The 4,274-nt window shown below is 63.6% G+C and carries 4 protein-coding genes and 1 pseudogene; 2 read left to right on the top strand and 3 right to left on the bottom strand.

Going from position 1 to position 4,274, the window contains the following annotated elements; genetic code table 11:
* Nucleotides 1-335, bottom strand: a 335-nt coding sequence (locus tag QZT63_RS14335; RefSeq protein WP_290652174.1) for a hypothetical protein, incomplete at its 3' end; no start/stop codon positions are given.
* Nucleotides 336-535: 200 nt separating this feature from the next.
* On the opposite strand from QZT63_RS14335, the gene QZT63_RS14330 reads away from it, so the two are divergent.
* A complete protein-coding gene (locus tag QZT63_RS14330) occupies nucleotides 536-775 on the top strand; it encodes an addiction module protein (protein WP_290652173.1) in 240 nt (79 codons plus the stop codon).
* A gap of 486 nt (nucleotides 776-1,261) precedes the next feature.
* Here QZT63_RS14330 and QZT63_RS14325 read toward each other — a convergent pair whose 3' ends face one another.
* Nucleotides 1,262-1,645: a sugar transferase gene (locus QZT63_RS14325; protein WP_366637151.1), complete on the bottom strand. Its 384-nt coding sequence runs from the start codon at nucleotides 1,643-1,645 to the stop codon at nucleotides 1,262-1,264.
* A 77-nt stretch (nucleotides 1,646-1,722) separates the two neighbouring features.
* Nucleotides 1,723-3,534 (bottom strand): ABC transporter ATP-binding protein, encoded by a 1,812-nt coding sequence (locus QZT63_RS14320; protein ID WP_290652172.1) that lies wholly within the window; start codon nucleotides 3,532-3,534, stop codon nucleotides 1,723-1,725.
* Nucleotides 3,535-4,087: 553 nt separating this feature from the next.
* On the opposite strand from QZT63_RS14320, the pseudogene QZT63_RS14315 reads away from it, so the two are divergent.
* Nucleotides 4,088-4,274: pseudogene (locus QZT63_RS14315) on the top strand (hypothetical protein); the annotation flags it as partial.

Below are 4,274 nucleotides of genomic sequence, written 5' to 3'. Positions count from 1 at the left end.
TCTAGGCCCTCAGCATACCTTCGCTCTTGGATCAGAAAGTCGCCGGCCTCGTCTATGACCTCCCACAGATCGCCCGATTCGTCTGGCGAAGAAAGCAAACTCCTGAACAAACGCGCTCCTTGCTCCTCTCTGCCGCGCTGGTATTCGATCGAGCCCATAGTGAGAATGGCTGGCGGATAGTCGTGCTTTATCTCCAATGCTCTTTCGGCAGCAGCAATTGACGCCTCCATATCACCGATCGCCTGGCGGAAGATACTCTCCGCGTACGCCGCTTCGGCTTCCAATAGGCGCCAGGTGTCAGGAGAGTTGTCCGTTTTCCGTCGTCTGCGCTCCATCTCGAGACTCCGCTTTCGATTCGCTGGCCGATGTCGATTCTAAGGCGACGTGTGTCCCGCGGCTAACGTTGCCCATGAGCGGCCGACGAACCGCGCACCGGTTCGGAGGCCCGGCGCGCGAAGCGCGCTACTCCATGGGCTTGTTGCGTGCGATCTCCTGCGGCACGATGGCCGCACACCCTAAGCCGCTGCCTTCGACAATGAGCACGAAAGCATTGGACAACGTTCGAGAGGACGCGATGGCGCTGCCTCTGGACGATCGAGCTGAACTCGCTCGAGAGCTCCTCGCAAGTCTCGATGGCCCCGCCGACCCCGATATCCAGCGTGCTTGGGACGTTGAGTTATGCCGTCGTATCAATAAGTTACGCTCGGGTGAGGCAACCCTCCTTGATCCGGAGGATGTGCTCGCTCGCGCTCGCCAGCGCTTGAAGCGGGGCTGATGCGCAGAGTCCGTATCGAGGCAGAGGCCGACCGGGAACTCAACGAGGCCGCTGCCTGATACGAGACCCGCTCTCCTGAAACCGGCGCGCGGCTCCTCGATGCTTTCGAGAATGCCCTGACTGTTCTTCGCGAAGATCCAGTGCCCCTCCTCACGGTGCCGGGTGAAGCGGGCGCCCTTGGCGCGCAACAATTGCTGCTTCATCGATTCCCCTTCGACATTATCGTTGTCAAGTAAAACGATGACTTTGTCGTAATCGCAGTGGCGCATCAAGCTCGGCGGCTGGGATACTGGATGGAGCGCCTGCGCACATAACCGATTAGGTGGAAGTCTTCGGTATTGAATCATCGTGACTTCTTCATAACCCCAGTATCCCAGGGCGCGCCGTCGGCCTAGTTCAATTATCAATACAACACGTTAGTCGAAATTGTAGGTCCATGCCATGGAATCGCGTGACTTCCGCATGCCGTAATGTCCGGGCGCACCCTCAGGATAATGCGATCCTCCCCTGCAAGGGTGTGTGGGCAAGCCCCGGCACATCGGGCCACGGGTCGACGGAGCGCATGTCACCCTTGAGCACATTAATGAGCTGCGGCAGCTCATCAACTTTGGGGCGGCGGAGCAGTCGACCGACGCGGGTAATCCCCGCGTCACCCGCGGTGGTCACGGTGGTCCGCAAGCCGGGATCCATGCGCATGGTGCGCAGCTCAATCACCCGAAACAGCCGCACGTCCCGCCCGACACGCTCCTGCGTGAAGAAGCCATTGGCGCCGGTGTCGAGTGGGGCGACGATCCATGCGAGCGCGCGGCGTTCGGCAACAACAACCCTTCTGCCCGTCAGCTTGTCCAGCAACACACCGTCCGAATGCACACGCTTGCCCTCCAACTCTCTCCACCTCTGCTCCGCCAGGCGGGTGGGTATGTGCGGCAGCCTGCTCGTGGAGCCCGTCAGCGTGGGCTGGCCGGCGTGGGGGATTGCAGCTGCGGGTGCTCTCGCTGGAGCACATCGAACGGGCCTAATGCGGCGACCTGGCCTTGGTCGAGCAGCGCGACCTGATCACAGGCCTTTACCGTGGTCAGGCGGTGGGCGATCAGGATGATGGTCTTCTGGTGGGCCAACGCCTCGATGGCTTCCATGACGGCCTGCTCGGTGCGGTTATCCAGTGCACTGGTGGCCTCGTCGAAGACCAATACGGGAGGCTCGTGATAGAGGGCGCGGGCAATGCCGATGCGCTGGCGCTGACCGCCGGAGAGGCGCACGCCGCGCTCGCCGACGACGCTCGCGTACTGCTTGGGCATGTCGTTCATGATGAACGCGTGCAATTGGGCCAAGCGGGCGCAGCGAATGACTTGTTCGTAGTCAATCTGCTCCGGGGGCACGCCCAGGGCGATGTTCTCGGCGACGGTGGAATCGGTGAGGAAGATCTCCTGCGGCACGTACCCCAAGGCCTGTTGCCAGGCACGCAGGTTGGCGTCGGTGACGGGTTGGCCATCCACGGTGATGGCACCTTGGGTGGGGCGCAGCAGGCCGAGGAAGACGTCCACCAGGGTGGTCTTGCCGGCGCCGGTGGTGCCGATAATGCCAACGGAGCTGCCGACCGGGATCTCCAGGTTGATATCTCGCAGTGCGGGCCGCTCGGCGTTGGGGTAGGTGTAGTGGATGTTGTCCAGGGCGATGGTCCGCCGCGGGACCAGCGCTTCCGGGGCGCGCTTGTGGAGTTCGGCAAGCGCGGCGCGTTGGTGGAGGTCTTGGTAAATACCGTCCACGGCGGCGGCGCCAAAGCGCAGCTTGGCGAGGCCCGCATAGATGTGCTGCGCGGCCGGGAGCAGGCGGTAGCCGGCGAAGGCGTAGAGGCCGAAGACGGGCAGGATCTCGCCCAGGGCATCACTGCCGGTGCCGCCCTGCGTGGCCAGCAGGATGAGCGCAAGGGCAATGATGCCGCCGAAGCTGATCGCCTCGATGAGAAACTTGGGCACCTGGGCAAGGGTCCGGTTGGTCGCCTGGTGGCGGGCCTGCCGGCTGGAGGGGCCGTCGAAGCGCGCGAGGTAGGCGTGCTCGCGGCCGAGGAGCTTGATGTCCTTGATGCCGCCCAGAGCCTCGCTGGCGGCGGTGAAGCGCTCGGCGTTGGCCTGGGCGCGGTCGCGGCCGACGCGCCCGAGCACGCCGCGCACGGCGGTGAAGACGAGCGCGTACATGCCGCCGATGACAACGGCGACGCCCAGGGCGAGCCATGGGTTGACCGCGACCAGCAGGGCGACGATGGCGATGACCACGAAGAGGTAGGCAATCATCTGCATGCCGGGGCGAAAGACATTAAGGACGAGCTGATCCACCTCGGAGAGGATGCTCTTCGCCATGTCGCCGCTGTGCCGGTCGAGGAAGTAGGCGTAGGGCTGGCGCAGGTAGGTCTCCAGCAGACGCTTGCCCAGGGTGTGCCGGCGCATCTCGATGAAATGGTTCATGACGTAATGCGTCAGCGTGCGAAAGGCGGCCGACAACAGCACCAGGCCGAACGCCGCCGCCCCCAGGGCGAGAATGAACGTGTCCACGGAGGTGAAGCCGAGGCCGTTGTAGAGTGCGTTGAGCACGGCATTGGTCTCCACCACCTCGGGGTTGCCCAGGACGCTCAAAAACGGCATGACGGAGGCGACACCGGCGGTCTCGAGCAGGGCCATGATGATGACCATGCCGAGCACGAGGGCGCCGCGGCGTTTTTCCTTGCGGTTTAGCAGTGAGAGCATTTTTTGTAGTAGGGACATAGGGGGAGCGAGGTTCGGGGTTGTAGGCTGGATAGTGGATGACGGCTTCGCCTAAGCCACCCTACGCGCTGGGGCCAGCCCGCGCGAGTTGGAGAATACATGGTGGATTACGGCTTCGCCTAATGCGCCGTACCGGGCTGCGGCGCAGTGTCTCGACGGCGGATTACGCTGCCGCTAATCCGCTACGCGTGGTTGTGCGCCTGCGGCGCGGTTTGTTTGAACGGTGCATTACGGCTTCGCCTAATGCACCCTACGCCCTCCGATCGGCGTCGGTGGAATGGTGTCGCTGTTCCGGGCATCGACTGCCCCCTCCCCTCGGCCCCTCAATTGAGTGCAGCCCTCTACGCGGCGGCACCCTGTGAGCGCGCGGATTAGCGCAGCGTAAATCCGCCGTCAAACGAATCGCGCCGCAGGCGCACAACCAGTGCATCCAAGCGACAGTCCCGCCGCATACCCCCCAAACCCCAGCCCCCGCGCCATTGGCAGGTCTTGATTCAGGCAGGCTCCTCGCATACTGTATATAAAAATACTAATACGCCAGGGAACTCGGCCCATGAGCCACGACCAGAACTTCAAGAACCTGATCCTCGACTACCCGCGCCAGGCGCTGGCGTTTTTCGCCGCCGAGGAGGCCGCCGCCATCGACACCAGCGTCCGGATCACACCGCTGCGCCAGGAGCAGCTCCAGGAGCGTCTGGGGGAGCGATTCCGGGAGCTCGACGTGCCGCTGCGCGTGGAGT

It is taken from the genome of Aquisalimonas sp. (assembly GCF_007120195.1).
Taxonomy (GTDB): Bacteria; Pseudomonadota; Gammaproteobacteria; order Nitrococcales; family Aquisalimonadaceae; genus Aquisalimonas.
Note: the sequence above shows the minus strand (reverse complement) of the source record. Positions and strands in the feature narration are given on the sequence as shown.